15 protein-coding genes are annotated in these 17218 nt (G+C 62.4%); 6 read left to right on the plus strand and 9 right to left on the minus strand.

Going from position 1 to position 17218, the window contains the following annotated elements; translation table 11 throughout:
- Window positions 1-161: 161 nt before the first annotated feature.
- Genes HX839_RS30960 through HX839_RS30990 form a run of 7 tightly spaced genes read right to left on the minus strand, consistent with a single transcriptional unit; the run spans window position 162 to window position 6610 of the window.
- Window positions 162-1193, minus strand: coding sequence for an ABC transporter substrate-binding protein (locus HX839_RS30960; protein WP_003218283.1), 1032 nt, complete (start codon window positions 1191-1193; stop codon window positions 162-164).
- A gap of 17 nt (window positions 1194-1210) precedes the next feature.
- The gene (locus HX839_RS30965; protein WP_008430551.1) at window positions 1211-2314 is read right to left on the minus strand and encodes an FAD-binding oxidoreductase; all 1104 of its coding nucleotides are present in this window, start codon (window positions 2312-2314) and stop codon (window positions 1211-1213) included.
- Window positions 2311-3654: an NAD(P)/FAD-dependent oxidoreductase gene (locus HX839_RS30970; protein ID WP_177068188.1), complete on the minus strand. Its 1344-nt coding sequence runs from the start codon at window positions 3652-3654 to the stop codon at window positions 2311-2313. Before HX839_RS30970 ends, HX839_RS30965 begins: the two co-directional genes overlap by 4 nt.
- A complete protein-coding gene (locus tag HX839_RS30975) occupies window positions 3651-3941 on the minus strand; it encodes a (2Fe-2S)-binding protein (RefSeq protein WP_003218277.1) in 291 nt (96 codons plus the stop codon). Before HX839_RS30975 ends, HX839_RS30970 begins: the two co-directional genes overlap by 4 nt.
- The gene (locus HX839_RS30980; RefSeq protein WP_087695380.1) at window positions 3941-4735 is read right to left on the minus strand and encodes an ABC transporter permease; all 795 of its coding nucleotides are present in this window, start codon (window positions 4733-4735) and stop codon (window positions 3941-3943) included. Before HX839_RS30980 ends, HX839_RS30975 begins: the two co-directional genes overlap by 1 nt.
- A gap of 4 nt (window positions 4736-4739) precedes the next feature.
- A complete protein-coding gene (locus HX839_RS30985; protein WP_177068189.1) occupies window positions 4740-5585 on the minus strand; it encodes an ABC transporter permease in 846 nt (281 codons plus the stop codon).
- Window positions 5582-6610, minus strand: coding sequence for an ABC transporter ATP-binding protein (locus tag HX839_RS30990; protein ID WP_177068190.1), 1029 nt, complete (start codon window positions 6608-6610; stop codon window positions 5582-5584). Before HX839_RS30990 ends, HX839_RS30985 begins: the two co-directional genes overlap by 4 nt.
- Before the next feature lie 241 nt (window positions 6611-6851).
- Between HX839_RS30990 and HX839_RS30995 the strand changes: the two genes are divergently transcribed.
- Window positions 6852-7682: an IclR family transcriptional regulator gene (locus HX839_RS30995; protein WP_003218269.1), complete on the plus strand. Its 831-nt coding sequence runs from the start codon at window positions 6852-6854 to the stop codon at window positions 7680-7682.
- Between the two features lie 118 nt (window positions 7683-7800).
- Here the strand turns inward: HX839_RS30995 and HX839_RS31000 are convergent, their stop codons facing one another.
- Window positions 7801-8499 (minus strand): response regulator, encoded by a 699-nt coding sequence (locus HX839_RS31000; protein ID WP_008430557.1) that lies wholly within the window; start codon window positions 8497-8499, stop codon window positions 7801-7803.
- The gene (locus HX839_RS31005) at window positions 8474-11860 is read right to left on the minus strand and encodes an ATP-binding protein (protein ID WP_177068191.1); all 3387 of its coding nucleotides are present in this window, start codon (window positions 11858-11860) and stop codon (window positions 8474-8476) included. Before HX839_RS31005 ends, HX839_RS31000 begins: the two co-directional genes overlap by 26 nt.
- 354 nt (window positions 11861-12214) lie before the next feature.
- Here HX839_RS31005 and urtA point away from each other — a divergent pair, with 354 nt between their 5' ends.
- From urtA to urtE, 5 genes are all read left to right on the plus strand, one after another.
- Window positions 12215-13423 (plus strand): urea ABC transporter substrate-binding protein, encoded by a 1209-nt coding sequence (gene urtA, locus HX839_RS31010; RefSeq protein ID WP_003218263.1) that lies wholly within the window; start codon window positions 12215-12217, stop codon window positions 13421-13423.
- Between the two features lie 196 nt (window positions 13424-13619).
- A complete protein-coding gene (urtB, locus tag HX839_RS31015; protein ID WP_177010127.1) occupies window positions 13620-14537 on the plus strand; it encodes an urea ABC transporter permease subunit UrtB in 918 nt (305 codons plus the stop codon).
- A gap of 10 nt (window positions 14538-14547) precedes the next feature.
- Window positions 14548-15708 (plus strand): urea ABC transporter permease subunit UrtC, encoded by a 1161-nt coding sequence (urtC, locus tag HX839_RS31020; protein ID WP_102606298.1) that lies wholly within the window; start codon window positions 14548-14550, stop codon window positions 15706-15708.
- Window positions 15705-16463, plus strand: coding sequence for an urea ABC transporter ATP-binding protein UrtD (gene urtD / locus HX839_RS31025; protein WP_003218258.1), 759 nt, complete (start codon window positions 15705-15707; stop codon window positions 16461-16463). The genes urtC and urtD overlap by 4 nt, the downstream gene beginning before the upstream one ends.
- Window positions 16464-16473: 10 nt before the next feature.
- A complete protein-coding gene (gene urtE, locus HX839_RS31030) occupies window positions 16474-17163 on the plus strand; it encodes an urea ABC transporter ATP-binding subunit UrtE (RefSeq protein WP_008430563.1) in 690 nt (229 codons plus the stop codon).
- Window positions 17164-17218: the final 55 nt, after the last annotated feature.

The following is a 17218-nucleotide window of genomic DNA, read 5'->3' on the forward strand; positions in this document are numbered from 1 at the left end:
CGGTCCAAAGCCGGAGTGAGGGCACACCGAGCCTAGGCGAGGTGCCGAGTGGTGGGGCAAGAGCCTTTTGGTTACTTTTGGGCTCCTTTCAAAAGTGACCCGCTGTAAGAGCGGAACCAATTTAAGCCATCACCCAAATAACGGATATTCACCCCCAAAGCCTACCGCTCAATCGACCGACTCCACCGCGCATTCCACTCGGGCCGTGCCTGGTTCACCTGATCCCAGTCAATCGAAATCGCCGTCTGCAAATAACTGTTCATCGCCTCCACCCGCGCCCGGGTTTTGTCGGTAGTCGGCGTCGTAGGATTCGAAGGAATCTGATCCCCCAGTTCCAAAGCCGGCGCCTGAGCCTCTGCGGTCAACAAGAACTGCGCCAGTTTTTGCGCCAACTCCGGCTGGTCATTCCGCGCAATCACACACTCCGCCACGTTCAACACCACCGCGCCTTCTTTCGGCTGCGCATACTCCATCGGCACACCCAACAACTGTTGCGTGGTCACCTGCGTCGGCGTCAGCGGAAAGATCGCCGCCTCATCCGTCTGCACCATCTCGGAAATCTTCGCCGAGCTGGCGATATATTCCAGCACGTTGGGCCCGACGGTTTTCGGCCAGGCCTTGAACCCCGGCTCCACGTTGGTCTCGCTGCCCCCCTGAATCCGGTTGAACATGAGGAACCCGTGCAACCCAAATGTGGACGAGGCCAACGACTGGAACACCACCTTGTCCTTGAAGCGCGGGTCGGCCAGGTCCATCCACGACGTCGGCGGCGCCCAGCCCTTTTCCTTGAACATCTTGGCGTTGTAACCCAACCCGGTCACCCCGAGCGTCACCGCAACCGCTTCTTCCTTGATCTTCGCCTTGGCCGGAATCTGATCCAGGGTCGGGTTGGGCGTGAGCTTCTCGCACAACCCCATGGAAATCGCGCGGTACATGATGCCGTCGTCGAGGAACATCACGTGCATCTGCGGGTTGTCCTTGTTGGCCTGCACCTTGGCCAGGATGTCCGACGAGGTGCCCGGCACGATCACCACCTTGACGTTGTTGGCCTTTTCGAACGCGGGCAGCACCTTGTCGGCGTAGACCCGTTCCATGGTCCCGCCGTTCATGCCCAGGTACAGCGTCGGTGCGGCGTGGGCCGCCGTGCTCAACAGGGCGAGGGACAGGCAAGACAGCGCAGTACGTTTGATCATGTGCATGAATCTTCCTCTCAGGCTTGGAAACGACGGATGGAAAATGCTTCGATGGGCTGCCGGCTGGCCCCCGTGCAGACGATCTCTGCCAGGGCTTCACCGACCGCAGGGCCGAGCTGGAACCCGGCGCCGGCAAAGCCGAAACCGTGGAGCAGGCCGGGTTGGGTGCTGCTGTCGCCGATCACCGGTTCGTGGTCGGGCAGATAACCTTCGGTGCCGCTCCAGGTACGGATCGCCTGGGCACCCTTGAGGAACGGGTACAACTCGCCGGCATTGCGCAGAATCTCCAGCACCGCCGCTTGCCCCGGGCGGGCTTGTTGCGGGCCCAGGGCAAAGCCGCGCCCGCCACCGAGGATGCAATTGCCCCGGGCGACTTGCCGCGCATAAATCCCGCCGCCTTCCACCCCGGTGCTCACGTCCATCACCACCGGCAACGGCTCGGTCACCAGCATCGCCGGGTGCGCCGAGGTCATCGGCACCGGCTCGCCAAAATGCGCGGCCACGGTGCCGGCCCAGGCGCCGGCGCAGTTCAGCAGCCAGGGGGCTTGCAGCTGCAGCCCATTGGCACAGCGCAACTGAAACCGCTGGCCGTCATGTTCAAGATGGGTGACTTCGGTTTGCTCCATCACCCGAGCACCGTGGCGTTGCGCTGCGCGGGCAAAGGCGGGGGAGACCAGGCGCGGATTGGCGTGGCCGTCTTCGGGGCATAACGACGCGCCGACTGCCACATCACCCACCCACGGGAACCGGGCGCGCAGTTGAGCGTGGTCAAGCATTTGCAGGCCCAGGCCAAAGCCGCGTGTAGCGTCGGCGTAAGCCTGCAGAGCCGCCAGATCGTCATGACTGCGGGCCAGTTTCAAATGCCCGGAGCGCACGTATTCCCCGTCGATGCCAATCAGCCCCGGCAAGTCGGACCATAGCTCATGGGCACGCTGCGATAGCGGCAGTTGGTGCAATGGCCGCCCCTGGCGCCGCACGCCGCCATAGTTCACACCGCTGGAGTGCGAGCCACAAAAGTCCCGCTCCAGCAGCACCACGCGGCGACCTTTCTGCGCCAGCATCAAAGCCGCCGAGGCCCCGACAATCCCGCCACCCAACACGATCACTTCACTGTCGATCATGGCTGCACCTCCACGCCAAACGGCAAGGGTTTGATCGGTGCCTGGCCACGCAGGCGGCCAACGTTTTCAATCTCGCGGCCACTGCGCTGGGCAACGATTTCCGCCGCCGCCAGCCCGCACATCCGGCCCTGGCAGCGGCCCATGCCAACCCGGCAATGGGCCTTGACCCGGTTCACTTCCCAGTGGCCTTCGTCCACCACCGCGCGTACTTCGCCGACGCTGACTTCTTCACAGCGGCACAGGATCAGTTCGTCCGGAGCTTCAGCGGCCCAGTTTTCCGGGAAGGGGAAGGCGGTTTCCAGGCCGTGGCGAAAGCGCTGGATACCTGCCAGTTGTTGTTCCAGCACGGGCCCGCGACGGTGGTCGATGGCAACACCGCTGTCTTCGAGCAAGGCCAATGCCGCTCGCTCGCCGGCCATTTGCGCCGCATCGGCGCCCATGATTCCGGCACCGTCGCCAGCCAGATACACGCCCGCGACACTGCTACGCCCGGCCGCATCTCGCTGCGGCAACCAGGCGCGGTTCAATGCACTCCAGGCAAATTCACACCCAAGCAAATCCGCCAATTGGGTCTCGCTGCGCAGGGCATGGGCGAAGGCCACGGCATCACAGGCGATTTCCTGCTGATCCCAGTGGATGCCCGTCACTCGTTGCTCGCCGTTGATGTGCGACAACGTTGCCCCCTGGTGCACCTGGATGCCGTGGGCCGTGAGCCAGGCGCGGTAGTACAAACCCTTGGCCAGGGTCGCCGGCTGGCCGAGCAATGCCGGCAAGGCGCGGCATTGGGCGCTGAACGGCGCGCTGTCGAGCACCGCCACCACCTTGGCCCCGGCCTTGGCGTACTGATACGCCACCAGGTACAGCAACGGCCCGCTGCCGCAAAACACGACGCGCTCACCGATGGCGCAGCCTTGATACTTCAGCGCGATTTGCGCCGCGCCCAGGCTGTACACACCGGGCAGCGTCCAGCCCGGCACGGGCAGGATGCGGTCGGTGGCGCCCGTGGCGACGATGATCTGCGCGTATTCGATGCTTTCGGCGTGGCCGTTGTTGAGCATGTCCAGGCGGCCATTTTCCGCATTCCACACCAGGGTTTCCGGCCGGTAGTCGATCCGGGTGGTCAGCTCATCCATGGTGCGATGCAGCGCTGTCGCCTTGCCCGCTTCAAACCCATACAGCTGCTTGGCCGAGCGCTGGAAGTTCGCCGGCTGGCGCCGATAGATCTGGCCGCCACCGCGCAGGCTCTCGTCCACCAACACCGGGGTTACGCCATGGTCCAGCAAGGTCCGGGCTGCGGTAATGCCCGCCGGGCCTGCGCCCACTATCACCGCGCTCTTCATGCCTGGCGCCCCGGGTCACGGCGAATCGCCTGGCCGTCTTCCAGCAAGGTCGAACAGGCGCGCACTCGCCGACCATCCTCCAGCCGTACCCAGCAATCCTGGCAGGCCCCCATCAGGCAGAAACCGGCGCGGCGTTCGGCGCTGAAATCACTGCCCCGCAGGTGCTCGGCGCAGGTCAGTACGGCAGTCAGCAAGGTGTCCCCGAGCAGGCCCGTGGCAGGCTGCCCATCGAGGGTGAACGCCAGGCTGGGCCGCTCGGTCTCGGCCAGTCGTTTGAACAGTGCCATCAATGTTTCCCTATCAACACGCGATCCAGGCCGTAGACCCGGTCCAGCAGAATCATTGCCGCCGCCGTCAACCCGATCACCAGCGCCGACACGGCCGCCATCATCGGGTCGATGGATTCGGTGGCGTACACGTACATGCGCACCGGCAAGGTCTGGGTGGCCGGCGAGCTGACAAAGATCGACAGGGTCACTTCATCGAAACTGTTGATGAACGCCAGCAACCAGCCGCCGGCCACGCCGGGCAGAATCATCGGCAAGGTGATCTGGCGAAACAGGGTGAAGCGGCTGGCGCCGAGGGATTCGGCAGCCTGCTCGGCGCTGCGGTCAATGCCGATGGCGGCCGCCAATACCAGGCGCAATACGTAAGGCGTGATGATCACCACGTGGGCCAGCATCAACCAGGTGAAGCTGCCGTTGACGCCCATCATTGCGAACAGCCGCAGCATCGCCACCCCCAGCACCAGGTGCGGGATGATGATCGGCGAGAGGAACAGCGCACTGAAGAAGTTACGGCCGGGGAACTGGTAGCGACTGATTGCCAGCGCCGCCGGCACCGCGATCAACGTCGCCAGGGTGGCGGCAACGAACGCCAGGACCAGGCTGTTGTAGAACGCCTGGATAAAGTCCGCGCGCTCGAACACCGCATGAAACCAGCGCAGGGAGAAGCCCGAGGTGGGCAGGCTCAAGGTGTTTTCCGGGGTGAAGGCGACGAGGCACACCACCACCAGCGGCGCCATCATGAACAGCACCACCAGGCCGTGAAAGCCCAGGGCCAAAGGACCGTTTCTGGACATCGTCTTATACTCCCAGGGACTTTTTGTAGCGGCCTTCGACCATGCGGTTCCAGCTCAGCATGATCAGCAAGTTGACCAACAGCAGCACCACCGCGATGGTCGCGCCCATGGGCCAGTTGAGTTCCGAGAGGTATTGGTCGTAGACCACCGTGGCGACCATTTTCAGGCGGCGTCCGCCCAGCAGGCCGGGGATCGCGAAGGAGCTGGCAGCCAGGCCGAATACGATCAGGGTGCCGGACAGCACACCGGGCATCACCTGCGGCAACACGATCTTGCACATCACCGTGGCCTGGCTGGCACCCAGGGACAGCGCCGCCTGTTCCGCCGACGGGTCGAGCTTCTGCAGGGAGGTCCACACCGGGATGATCATGAACGGCAGCATCACGTGCACCAGTGCGATGATCACGGCGAACGAGGTGTACAGCAGCTTCACCGGCTTGCCGCCCAGGGCCTGGATCACCTGGTTCACCAGGCCATCGGCACCCAGCAGCAGGCTCCAGCCGAAGGCCCGCACCACCACCGAAATCAGCAGCGGGGTGAGGATCAGGATCAGGAAGATCGAGCGCCATGGCGTGCCCATGCGGCTGAGGATGTAGGCCTCGGGCACGCCGACCACCACGCAGAGCAAGGTCACCAGGGCACTGATCCAGAAGGTGCGCCAGAAGATTTCGTAGAAGTACGAATCGCTGAACAGCGACAGGTAGTGGGCGAAGGTCCACTCATCGGCCTTCACCCCTACCTGATAGTCAAACACGTTGAACGACAGCACCAGTGTCAGGCCCAGGGGCAGGATCAGCAGCCCGAAAAACAACACCAACGCCGGCAACGACAACAGGTAGCCACGGCTCATGCGCGCACCTCATCCGCGGCCAGCACCCGCAACAGGTTCGACTCCCAGTCCAGGCCCACTGCAGCGCCGCAAGCCAATGGCGCGCTGCCGTCATTGCGGCGGACCACGGTCAGCTCGCCGATCTCGGTCTTGATGCGGTACAGCCATTGGCTGCCGAAGAAGTAGCTGTCGAGGATCCTGCCTTGCAGCCGGCCGTTGCCGGCCGCCACCAGGTCGATCTTTTCCGGGCGCAGGCTCAGGGTCAGTTCGCCGTTGCCGGGCTCGAAGCGCACTTGCGGCGCGCCGAGTTGATCGAAGTCGCCCGCCAGCAGGTTGGCCTTGCCGACAAAATCCGAGATAAAGCGTGTGCGCGGGTGTTCATAGAGTTTGTACGGCGCGTCGATCTGCGTCACGCGCCCGGCCTGCATCACTACTACCCGGTCGCTGATGGACAGCGCCTCGGCCTGGTCGTGGGTGACCATCAGGGTGGTGATCCCGACTTCACACTGGATGCGACGGATCTCGAACTGCATCTCTTCGCGCAGGTTGGCGTCGAGGTTGGAGAGGGGCTCGTCCAGCAGCAACACTGGCGGCTCGATCACCAGGGCGCGGGCCAGGGCCACGCGCTGGCGCTGGCCGCCGGACAGTTCCCGCGGGTAGCGCTCGGCGTGGGGCGCCAGGCGCACCAGTTCCAGCACGGTCTTGACTCTGCTTGCGATCTCAGTGGCAGGCACCTTGCGCATCTTCAGGCCGAAGGCAACGTTGTCGCGCACGCTCATGTGGGGGAACAGCGCATAGCTCTGGAACACCACGCCGAGGCCACGGCTGGCGGGTTTGGCATGGGTGATGTCGCGACCGTCGAGGACGATCTGGCCACCGGTGACGTCGACGAAGCCGGCGATCATTTGCAAGGTGGTGGTCTTGCCGCAGCCCGAGGGGCCAAGCAGGGACACGAATTCGCCTTTTTCCACCGCAAGATCAGTGGCGACCACCGCGTCGACGGCGCCGTAGCGTTTGCTCAAGGCGTTGAGTTGGAGAAAAGCCATGTCTGCGTTCCACCTTTTTGAGTCGCGTCGAAACGCGCTTTTTTGTTTTGGGCAGATGCGAAAAGGGTATTGCGGGTGCGTTGGCGCTCGATCTTGAGTCGGCTGCCGTGAGTTGTTCATTTCGCCCCTGTGGACGCAGATTAGGGCGAAAGACTAGGATGGCGGAAGATGGAATTTCACTGGATAGAGTACTTTTTTCAGTTTCATTCACTGACCAGAATTTAGTTTGAGATATCGGCTTATGGATTCCACTGAGCGGAATGAAAGTGTCAAGGAAGTCGGCGCCGGTGGCGTCTCCCGGTTGTTTGCATTACTGCGCATCCTCGGCGCGGCGCCGGACGGTGGTGAACGGGTGACGCAACTGGCGCAGCAGGTGGGGCTGTCGCAACCCACCACCCACCGACTGCTGCGCAGCCTGATGGACGAGGGCATGGTGGAGCAGGATGCGCGCAGCAAGCGCTATCGGCTGAGCCTGGAGTTCTTCGCACTGGCGGCGAATGCGGGCAACACCGGCAACCTGCGGGACCTGGTGCGGCCGAGCATGTTGCGCCTCAGTGCGTCGTTGGGGGATTCATTGTTCCTGCTGGCGCGCAGCGGGTTTGATGCGATCTGCCTGGACCGCAGTGAAGGGCCGTATCCGATCCGTACCTTTACCGGTGATATCGGCGGCCGCGTGGCGCTGGGCGTGGGGCAGGGCAGCCTGGCGATTTTGGCGTTTTTGCCGGAGGAAGAGCGCGAGACGGTGATCCGCTACAACTTGCCGCGGCTCAAGGATTTTCACCTGTACGACGAGGTGTTTTTGCGTTCGGAGGTGGAGAGTGTGCGGCGGTTGGGGTATGCGGCGCGCAATACCGGGGTGCTGGAAGGCATGGCCGGGTTGGCGGTGCCGATCCTGGATCGTAATGGGCATGCGGTGGCGGCGTTGAGTGTGGCGACCATCAGCGACCGGCTCGGGCCGGGGCGGTTGCCGACGGTGGTGGAGTTGTTGAAGCGCGAGGCGGCGGCGATCGGGCCGAAGATCAACCCGTTTGATCCGACGTTGCGCCGGCCTTCGCAGATCTTCGGTGGGTAGGTAATACCAGTAACGACACAGATCAAATGTGGGAGCGGGCTTGCTCGCGAATGCGGTGTATCAGTAAAAAATTTGGTGACTGACACACCGCATTCGCGAGCAAGCCCGCTCCCACATTTTAGACCGTGGCCATCTGTGGGATCCGGGTTGGACTCATCGCCGCCATCGCCACCGAAGTCGCCGCCGTGCGCGTCTCCACTCCCAACTTCACATACACATGCTCCAGATGCTTGTTCACCGTCCTCGGACTCAACCCAAGAATGTCGCCAATATCCCGATTGGTCTTGCCACACGCCACCCAACGCAGCACTTCCACCTCCCGCTCCGTCAGTTGAAACCGCGCCGACAACAGCTTGTGCGCCGGCTCATCCTCCAGGGTGATCACGCTCGGCTGTGTCGCCGCCCGCGCCGACAGCAAAATCCGCGACGTACGCAAATGCGCCGCCACCCGCGCCAGCACTTCATCGGTCTGGATCGGCTTGGTCACGTAATCGCTGCCGCCCACCTCGAACCCCTGCACCACATGCTTGCTGTCGGTGAGCCCGGTCATGAACACCACCGGAATATCCGCGCTGGCCGGTTGCGCCTTGAGCCGGCGGCAGGTTTCAAAGCCGTCCAGGCCGGGCATCACCGCGTCCAGCAGGATCAAATCCGGGCGTCGGCGTTGCACGCGGTTCAGCGCGCTGAGGCCGTCCAGCGCCACCAGCACCATGTAGCCGGCGTCGTCCAGGGCGTCGGAGAGCATGGCCAGGTTGTCCGGGGTGTCGTCGACAATCAGCACCACGCCGGGCTCAGCGCTGTGGGTCAAGGCATTCATCTTCGGCCTCCTTCAGGATGCGGTTGAGTTCTTCCAGGCGAAAACTTTTCAGCAAGGCCCGGAGCTTGTTGATGAACGGTGCGGTACCTGGGCTGTCCAGCACGATGGCGTCGAGCTTTTCATGCAAACCACGCACATAGCCAATGGCGCTCAGTTCGGCGAGCACCGCGAGTTCTTCTGCGCTGGGTAGCGCGCCTTGGGTCGCGACCGGCGCGGCGAGCGGTGTGCGACGGCGCAGCCATTGCAAGTCCAGGTGCAGTTGCAGGCGTCCGAGCAGTTCAGGGGTACGCACCGGCTTGGCCAGGTAGTCGTTGCAGGCGCCGGCGATGCTGCGTTCGCGGTCGTCAGTGAAGGCGTTGGCGGAGATGATGATAATCGGCGCGGCAGACAGCGCATTACGCCGGATCATCCGGCTGGTGGCCCAGCCGTCCATGGTCGGCATCGAGAGGTCCATCAGGATCAGGTCCGGCGACAGCAGCGCCACCTGGCGGATCGCCTCCTGGCCGTTGCTGGCCTGGGACACCTCGAAGCCCAGGGGCGTGAGCATGCCGCTGAGCACCTTGCGATGGTCCACGTGGTCATCCACCACCAGGATGCGCCGTCGTTCGCCGTGGTAGCCGATGATGTCGTGCTCCACATGCACCACGGCTTGCGGCACGCGGACCTGGGACAGGAACAGCCGTACCTGGAAGCAGGTGCCCTTGTCCAGCTCGCTGACCACCCGCAATTCGCCGCCCATCAGCGAGGTCAGCATGCGTGTGATGGTCAGGCCCAGACCCACGCCCTTGTCCTGGCGCATCAGGTCGCCGCGTTCGAACGGCTGGAAAATCCGCTCGATCTGTTCGGGGTCAATCCCGATGCCGGTGTCGATGATTTCGAAGTTGGCGGTCTCGCGCATGTAGCTGACCCGCAGGCGCACCTCGCCGCTGTCGGTAAAGTTGATCGCGTTGCCCAGCAGGTTGATCAGGATCTGCCGCACGCGTTTTTCATCGCCGCGCACTACGGCGGGGATCTTGCCCACGCAGTCCAGGCGAAAGCGCAGGCCCTTGTCTTCGGCCTGGGGGGTGAACATCTGCTCCAGGTCGTGGATCAGTTCCGAGAAGGGGATTTCGGTGAGCTCCAGGCGCAGCTTGCCGGCCTCGATCTTCGCCACGTCCAGCAGGCCGTCGATCAGCGACAGCAGGTGCGAGCCGCTGCGCAGGATGGTCGCCAGGGCGTCCTGATGCTGTTCGGGCATGGCACTGTCGCGCTGCAGGATCTGGGTGAAGCCAAGGATGCTGTTGAGCGGCGTGCGCAGCTCGTGGGACAGCCCGGTGACGTAGCGACTCTTGGCCGCGTTCGCTGCTTCCGAGGCTTCCTTGGCCTGTTGCAGGGCCTGGTCGGTGAGGCTGTGGGCGGCGATCTCCTGCATCAGCAGCGAGGTTTGCCGGTCGGATTCTTCCTGGGCCACCCGCCGGCTTTCGCGGGTGAGTACTACCCACCAGGCGAGTACGGCGGCCAGCACCGAGAGCGTGAGGAACGCCTTGAAAAACGCCTGGTACAAGGTTTGCGAATGGGGCAAACCCTGGGCCGCCTGCATGTAGATCAGCGCCAGCGCCCCGGCGAGCATCAGCACCAGCGCCATCAACAATCCGAGGTAATGCGCCAGCCGCGTATGCAGGCGCGGTACCAACGTCGTCGGCAGCAACCAGCGCAGCACCCCTTCGAACTGGCTGGCCAGGCGCGCGTGGGGTTTGCAACGGTCGCCGCAACGCGCATCCAGTGAGCAACAGAGCGAGCAGATCGGCGTGCTGTAGGCCGGGCAGAACGCCATGTCGGCGGTCTCGAACGGGTTGCTGCACAGCCCGCAGATCACCAGGCCGGTGCCGGGTTGCGGGTGAATCAATTGCGCCTCGCTGCTGCGCGCAATGTAGTAGCGGCCCTTGGTCAGCCACGCCAATAGCGGCGCCATGATTAACGCGGTGCCCAGCGCGACAAACGGTGGCGCAGCCTGGGCCAGGGCGCCGAACAGGCCGAAGTGGGCGAGGATCGACAGCAGCGAGGCAATCAGCATCGAGCCGACACCCACCGGGTTGATGTCGTAGAGGTGCGCGCGCTTGAATTCGATGTGTTTGGGCGACAGGCCCAGGGGCTTGTTGATCACCAGGTCCGCTACCAGCGTGCCGATCCAGGCAATCGCGATATTCGCGTAGAGCCCCAGCACCTGCTCGATCACATCGAACACGCCGAGCTCCATCAGCATCAGCGCAATGGCGACGTTGAACACCAGCCACACCACGCGGCCGGGGTGGCTGTGGGTCACGCGGGCAAAGAAGTTCGACCAGGCCAGGGAGCCGGCGTAGGCGTTGGTCAGGTTGATCTTCATCTGCGAGATGAACACGAACAGCACCATCGCCCCCAGCGCCCATTCGGGAGAGGAGAACACATAGCCGAACGCGACGAGGTACATCTGGGTTGGCTCGGCGGCGCGCTCCATGGGGATTTCATGTTGCAGGGCGAGGAACGCCAGGAACGCCCCGGCGAACATTTTCAACGCCCCCGGCAAGATCCAGCCGGGCCCGGCGCATAACAGCGCGGCCCACCAGCGCTTGCGGTTGGCGCTGGTTTTTTCCGGAAGGAAGCGCAGGTAGTCCACCTGTTCGCCGATCTGCGTGACCAGCGACAGCGCCACGGTGCAGGCGGCGCAGAACGACAGCAGATTGAAGTCGCCGCCGTCGCTGCTGCGGCCGACAAAGCTGGTCCAGTCGCTGAAGGCCTCGGGGTTTTTCCACAACACGAAGCCATAGGGCAGCACCAACAGCACCAGCCACAGCGGTTGCGTCCACAATTGCAGGCGGCTGATCAGCGTTACGCCGTAGGCCACCAGCGGGATCACCAGCAGTGAACAGATGACATAGGCGATGGCCAGCGGGATATGGAAATACAACTCCAGGGCCAGGGCCATGATCGCCGCTTCCAGGGCGAAGAACAGGAAGGTGAAACTGGCGTAGATCAGCGAGGTGATGGTGGAGCCGATGTAACCGAAGCCTGCGCCGCGGGTCAGCAGGTCCATGTCTACGCCATAGCGGGCGGCGTAGTAGCTGATGGGCAGGCCGGTCAGGAAGATCACCAGGCTGATGGCGAGGATCGCCCAGAAGGTGTTGGTAAAGCCGTAGCTCAAGGCCAATACGCCGCCGATGGCCTCCAGCGCCAGGAACGACACCGCGCCCAAGGCGGTGTTGGCGATGCGCAGTTCCGACCATTTGCGGAAGGACTTCGGGGTGTAGCGCAGGGCGTAGTCTTCCATGGTCTCGTCGGCGACCCAGGAGTTGTAGTCGCGGCGGATCTTGACGATGCGCTGGGTGCCGGGGAGGGGGTGCACGGTGGGGAACTCCTGCAAGGATGGGGAGATGGCAGCAATATTCGTGCCCCAGTCCTGCGGGGTGCGCTCTTCGTGGCGAGGGAGCTTGCTCCCGTTGGACTGCGAAGCAGGCCCAGCAAGACCACTTCATTTTTCCAGGCAGAACCGGGTCGCCGGTTTTGGGGCCGCTGCGCAGCCCAACGGGAGCAAGCTACCTCGCCACAGGGGGTTCCTTTCCCAAGGCGGGCGGGATCCTGCTCGAAAATGGTGCGCAACGGCATACGTCAAATGACGTATCCCGTTACGTCAGGCTGCGTATACCCGCCGTGGCCACCTGCCGCCATGCTGAACCCCTCATTGCAGAGGAGTCGCCCCATGGAATCACGATTGATCCGCTCCAAACCGTTGTTGGCTTTATCACTGCTGGCGGCGAGTCTGTTCAGCCATGGCGTCATGGCCGACAACGAAGGCCTGGCGGTGACGCCGACCGAAGTCACCGTCGGCCAGTTGCACTCGGCCACCGGCACCATGGCGATTTCCGAAACCGGTTCGATCCAGGCCGAACGCCTGGCCATCGAGCAGATCAACGCCTCGGGCGGGATCCTCGGGCGGCAGATCAAGGTGATCCAGGAAGACGGCGCGTCCGACTGGCCGACCTTCGCCGAAAAGGCCAAGAAACTGCTGGTGAACGACAAGGTGGCCGCAGTGTTCGGCTGCTGGACCTCCGCTTCACGTAAAGCCGTATTGCCGATCTTCGAGAAAGAAAACGGCCTGCTCTACTACCCGACCTTCTACGAAGGCCTGGAACAGTCGAAAAACGTGATCTACACCGGCCAGGAAGCGACCCAGCAAATCCTTGCCAGCCTCGACTGGATCGCCAAGACCAAGGGCGCCAAAACCTTCTACCTGGTGGGCTCGGACTACATCTGGCCGCGCACCTCGATGAAGATCGCGCGCAAGCACATTGAAAACGTCCTGCACGGCACCGTGGTCGGCGAAGACTACTACCCGCTGGGCAATACCCAGTTCGGTTCGCTGATCAACAAGGTCAAGCTGAAAAAGCCTGACGTGGTGTTTGCGGCCGTGGTGGGCGGCTCCAACGTGGCCTTCTACAAACAGCTCAACGCAGCGGGCGTGAACGCGTCCAAGCAAACCCTGTTGACCCTGTCGGTGACCGAAGACGAACTGCTGGGCATCGGCGGCGAAAACATGGCCGGCTTCTATGCCTCGATGAAGTACTTCCAGAGCCTCGACAACCCGAACAACAAAGCCTTCGTGGAAGCGTTCAAGGCCAAGTACGGCAAGGACGCAGTGATTGGCGACGTGACCCAGGCGGCCTACCTCGGCCCATGGTTGTGGAAAGCGGCGGTGGAGAAGGCTGGCAGTTTCGACGTGGATAAAGTCGTCGCCGCATCGCCTGGCATCGAGCTGAAAAACGCGCCGGAAGGCTACGTGAAGATCCACGAAAACCATCACCTGTGGAGCAAGTCGCGCATCGGCGAAGTGCAGCCCAATGGCCAGTTCAAGGTGATCTACGAGTCGGATCTGATCGAGCCGAATCCGTTTCCGAAAGGCTATCAATAACCTCGGGTCTGGCGCTGATCTGAATGTGGGAACTGGTTTTGTGTGGGAGCGGGCTTGCTCGCGAAAGCGGTGAATCAGTGAGTGCATCCGGTACTGACACACCGTATTCGCGAGCAAGCCCGCTCCCACACAAGCCAGCTCCCACATAAAGCAGAAGCAGATTGCATTTCAACCTCCCGCTCAGGAGACCATCATCATGGAATGGCTATCGGAATTTGGAGCCATCGCGGCGATGCAGGGGTTCAACGGCTTGTCCGTGTTCTGCGTGCTGTTGCTGATGGCATTGGGACTGGCAATCATCTTCGGCCAGATGGGCGTGATCAACATGGCCCACGGTGAGTTCCTGACCATTGGCGCCTACACCACCTACGTCTGTTCGAGCCTTACCGCGCATTTCGCGCCGAGCTTTCAGCCGTATTACTTTTTCGTTGCCATTGCCCTCTCATTCCTCGTCGCCGGCGCCGTGGGCTGGCTGGTGGAATGGGCAATGATCAGCCGCTTGTACAAGCGGCCCTTGGACACCTTGCTCGCCACCTGGGGTTTGTCCCTGGTGATGCAGCAAACCTTCCGCTCGGTGTTCGGCGCCCGTGAAGTGAGCGCCGAACCGCCGGCCTGGCTGATGGGCTCGGTGAACCTCAGCGACGCCATCGAGATCCCGCGCAACGGCCTGTTCATGATGGGCCTGACCGTGCTGCTGACCGGGGCGATCTTCGTCATGCTCTACCGTTCGCGCTGGGGCTTGCAGGTGCGCGCCACCGTGCAGAACCGCTTGATGAGCCGGGCGGTGGGCATCAACACGCGCAAGGTCGACCGCATGACCTTCGCCCTCGGCTGCGGCGTGGCGGGCGTGGCCGGTGCGGCGTTCACCACCATCGGCTCCACCGGGCCGACCGCCGGTTCGCAGTACATCGTCGACACCTTCCTGGTCGTCGTATTCGGCGGCGCGCAAAGCCTGTTCGGCACCATTGCCTCGGCGTTCGTGATTGCCCAGACCCAATCGCTGTCGGAGTTTTTCCTCAGTGGCTCGATGGCCAAGGTGCTGACGCTGTCGTCGGTGATCCTGATCCTGATGCTGCGCCCGCAAGGGTTGTTCTCCATCAAAGTGCGCAAGTAGAGGCGAACCGATGAAGGCTCTAGACAAACTGCTGGGCGGCCAGCAAAACCTGATCGGCATCGTGCTGTTGGCGCTGTTGATCCTCGTGGTGTTCCCGCTGACCCTGGACGCCTTCCGGCTGAACATGGTCGGCAAGTACCTGACCTACGCGTTCGTCGCGGTGGGCCTGGTGCTGTGCTGGGGCTATGGCGGGATTCTCAGCCTCGGGCAGGGGGTGTTTTTCGGCGTCGGCGGCTACTGCATGGCGATGTTCCTGAAGCTTGAGGCCTCGGACCCGATCAGCACCAAGATCCAGTCCACCCCGGGCATCCCGGACTTCATGGACTGGAACCAGATCACCGAATTGCCGTGGCTCTGGCAGCCGTTCCACAGCTTCACCTTCACCCTGTTCGCGGTGATTGCGGTGCCGGTGCTGCTGGCGTTCATCATTGGCATGGCGCTGTTCAAGCGGCGGGTGGGCGATGTGTATTTCTCCATCGTCACCCAGGCGATTGCGCTGATCCTCACGGTGCTGATCGTCGGCCAGCAAGGCCTTACCGGTGGTGTCAATGGCATTACTGACCTCAAGACCCTGCTGGGCTGGGACCTGCGCGGTGACGGCGCGAAGATGATCCTGTATTTCATCAACGCCGGGCTGTTGTTCGGCTGCATCTTCATTGGCCGTTTTATCCTCGCCTCGAAGCTGGGCCGGCTGTTGATGGCCATGCGCGACAAGGAAGAGCGGGTACGGTTTTCCGGGTATGACGTGGCCAGCTTCAAGATTTTCGTGTTCTGCGTGGCGGCGGCGTTCTCGGCGATTGGCGGGGCGATGTTTGCCTTGCAGGTGGGCTTTATGTCGCCGTCGTTCGTGGGCATCGTGCCGTCCATCGAGATGGTGATCTTTGCCGCGGTGGGCGGGCGCATGTCACTGCTGGGCGCGGTGTATGGCGCGTTGCTGGTGAACTATGGCAAGACCTACTTTTCCGAATCCTTCCCTGAGCTTTGGCTGTACCTGATGGGCGGGTTGTTTATCGCCGTGGTCATGTACTTCCCCAACGGCCTGGCGGGGTTGTGGGACAGCCATGGTCGCCAGGCCCTGGCCCGAGTGTTGCGGCGCAAGCCGGTGATCAAGGCCGAACCGGCGAAGATCAAGCCCAAGGCTGAAGCCAAGATCCTGGAGACACAGCCATGACCGCCGTTGGTTTTGAAATGAAGAAACCGGTGTTGGCTATCGAAGGCCTCACCGTGTCATTCGATGGCTTCAAGGCTGTCGACAACCTCAACCTGTATATCGACCGCAATGAAGTGCGGGTGGTGATCGGGCCCAACGGCGCCGGCAAAACCACGGTGCTGGATTTGATCTGCGGCAAGACCCGCGCCACCAGTGGCAGCATCCAGTTCGACGGCCAGGAACTGACCAAAATGCGCGAATACAACATCGTGCGCGCTGGGGTAGGGCGCAAGTTCCAGAACCCATCGATCTACGAAAACCTCACGGTGTTTGAAAACCTCGAGATGTCGTATCCGGCCGGGCGCAAGGTGTGGGGCGCGCTGTTTTTCAAGCGTAATGCCCAGGTGATTGCGCGGGTCGAGGAGGTGGCGCGGGAAATCTTCCTCGGCGACTTGTTGCAGCAGCAGGCGGACCTGCTGTCTCACGGGCAAAAGCAGTGGCTGGAGATTGGCATGCTGCTGATGCAAGACCCTGAATTGCTGATGCTCGACGAGCCGGTGGCCGGGATGAGCGTCAACGAGCGGGCGCAAACGGCCGAGTTGCTCAAGCGCATCAGCCAGGGGCGCTCGGTGTTGGTGATCGAGCATGACATGGAGTTCGTCAAGAGCATTGCCCACAAGGTCACGGTTTTGCATCAGGGCAAGGTGCTGGCCGAGGGCAGCATGGAGTCGGTGCAGAGCAATCCGAAAGTCATTGAAGTGTATTTGGGCCACTGAGGAGTCGGGCATGTTCAAGATCGACAAACTGTCGTGTGGGTACGGGCAGAGCCAGATTCTTCACGACCTGGAGCTGGATGTGGCGAAGCGTGAGATCGTCGCGGTGATGGGGCGCAACGGGATGGGCAAGACCACGTTGTTCAAGAGCCTGATGGGTATTTTGCCGCAGTGGCAGGGGCAGGTGAGTGTGGATGGGCATGATGTGTCTGCGCTTGAAACCCATGAGCGGGTGGAGCGGGGGATTGCCTATGTGCCGCAGGGGCGGATGATTTTTCCCAGCATGAGTGTGTTGGAGAATATTCAGACTGGGTTGCCGGCGGCGGCCCGGGGCAGGGTGCCTGAGGATTTGTATGCGCTGTTTCCGGTGCTGTATGACATGCGTTCGCGCAAGGGTGGGAATTTGTCTGGGGGGCAGCAACAGCAGTTGGCGATTGCCCGGGCGTTGGCGACGAATCCCAAGGTGTTGTTGCTCGATGAGCCGACTGAGGGGATTCAGCCTTCGATCATCAAGGACATTGCTCGTACGCTTAAGGAGATTCGCAATTTGCGAGATTTGACGATTGTTGTTTCTGAGCAGGTGTTGTCGTTTACTTTGGAAATTGCTGATCGGTTTTTGGTGATTGAGAAGGGGAGGTTTGTGATTGAGGAAACTCGGGATCGGGTGGATGAGGCGACTATCAGTCGGTATTTGTCGGTTTGATCTGGCTGGGTACATATCCGTTATTTGGGTAACGGCGGCTTATGGTTTCGCTCTT

This window comes from Pseudomonas sp. I8001 (assembly GCF_013385345.1).
Classification (GTDB): Bacteria; Pseudomonadota; Gammaproteobacteria; order Pseudomonadales; family Pseudomonadaceae; genus Aquipseudomonas.